1 protein-coding gene is annotated in these 1,363 nt (G+C 64.6%); it reads left to right on the top strand.

The window, feature by feature from the left end; all coding sequences use genetic code 11:
• The first annotated feature begins 144 nt into the window (after positions 1-144).
• Entirely contained in the window at positions 145-1,296 is a 1,152-nt protein-coding gene (locus DMC64_RS42545) for an IS481 family transposase (RefSeq protein ID WP_125738237.1), read from the top strand.
• Positions 1,297-1,363: the final 67 nt, after the last annotated feature.

Below are 1,363 nucleotides of genomic sequence, written 5' to 3'. Positions count from 1 at the left end.
AAAGAGGGTTAGAACGACCTGTCTGAGTTCAGGACATGTCGGACAGTTGATGTTTCAGGACCTCACGGACACTGATCGGCCTGTCAGTGTGGTGACCAGGGTGTTCGTGGTGATCATGCGACGATGGGCAGTACAGGGTTTTCGATGGATCCTGAGTTCGTCGCCGCGGTCGCTCGGGCAGCCGTGGGCGAGAAGGTCAACGTGTCGCAGTTCTGCCGCGAGCACGGGGTTTCCCGGGACACGTTCTATCGGTATGTGGCCCGGGTGCGGAGCGAGGCGGCGAACGGGTTCATCCGTCGCAGCACCGCCCCGCGCCACCGTCCCACCGCATTAGGCGCGGAGGTGGCCGAGGCGGTGCTGCGGGCCCGTAAGGAACTCGCGGACGAGGGCTGGGACAACGGGCCGATCTCGATCCGCTGGCGGCTGGAGAAGGCGGGGTTCGCGCCGGTGCCGTCGAAGTCGGCGATCTACCGGATCCTGTGCGAGCACGGCCAGATCGAACCGGAGCCCCGCAAGAGACCCCGCACGAGGCGCCGGTTCGAGTACTCCGATCCGAACGGGTGCTGGCAGATCGATGGCATGGAGTACTACCTGGCCGACGGCCAGAAGGTCTGCATCGTCCAGATCCTCGACGACCACTCCCGCCTCGACGTCGGCTCCTACGCCGCCGCCAGCGAGAACGGCACCGACACCTGGGCAGCGCTGCAACAGGCCTTCGCCGGCCACGGCCTACCGGTCAAAGTGTTGTCCGACAACGGATTAGCTTTCTCCGGAAAACACCGTGGGCAGATGGTCGAACTCGAACGCCACCTCGCCGAACACGGCGTCACCGCCATCGCGTCCAGGCCCTATCGCCCGCAAACCTGCGGCAAGAACGAACGCGTCCACCGAACCCTGAGGAAATGGCTCGCCGCCCGCCCCCCGGCCGAGAACCTTGCCGTCCTGCAACAGCTACTCGAGGACTACCGCCACATCTACAACAACCACCGGCGCCACCAAAGCCTCGACGGCCACACCCCACGACAACGCTACGACGCCAGCCCCAAAGCCACCCCCGCCACCGGCCACAACACCCCCAGCGGCCGCACTCAACGCACCGTCTCAGCCACCGGCGTCATCGCCTTCTCCGGCTGCTCCATCGTCCTGGGCCGAAACTGGACCGGACACACAGCCACCGTGTTCTGGCAAGGCGACCGCGTCACCATCATGATCGGCGACACCATCGCCCGCCAGCTCACCCTCAACCGAGCAGTACGCTACCAACCACTCAACAACAAACTGTCCGACAAGTCCTGAAACACATCTGTCCGTGAGGTCCTGAAACAGCACAGAGGGTTAGAACGACCATTGCCACTCACGACCC

The sequence above is a fragment of the Amycolatopsis sp. WAC 04197 genome (genome assembly GCF_003947475.1).
GTDB lineage: Bacteria > Actinomycetota > Actinomycetes > Mycobacteriales > Pseudonocardiaceae > Amycolatopsis > Amycolatopsis japonica.
Note: the sequence above shows the minus strand (reverse complement) of the source record. Positions and strands in the feature narration are given on the sequence as shown.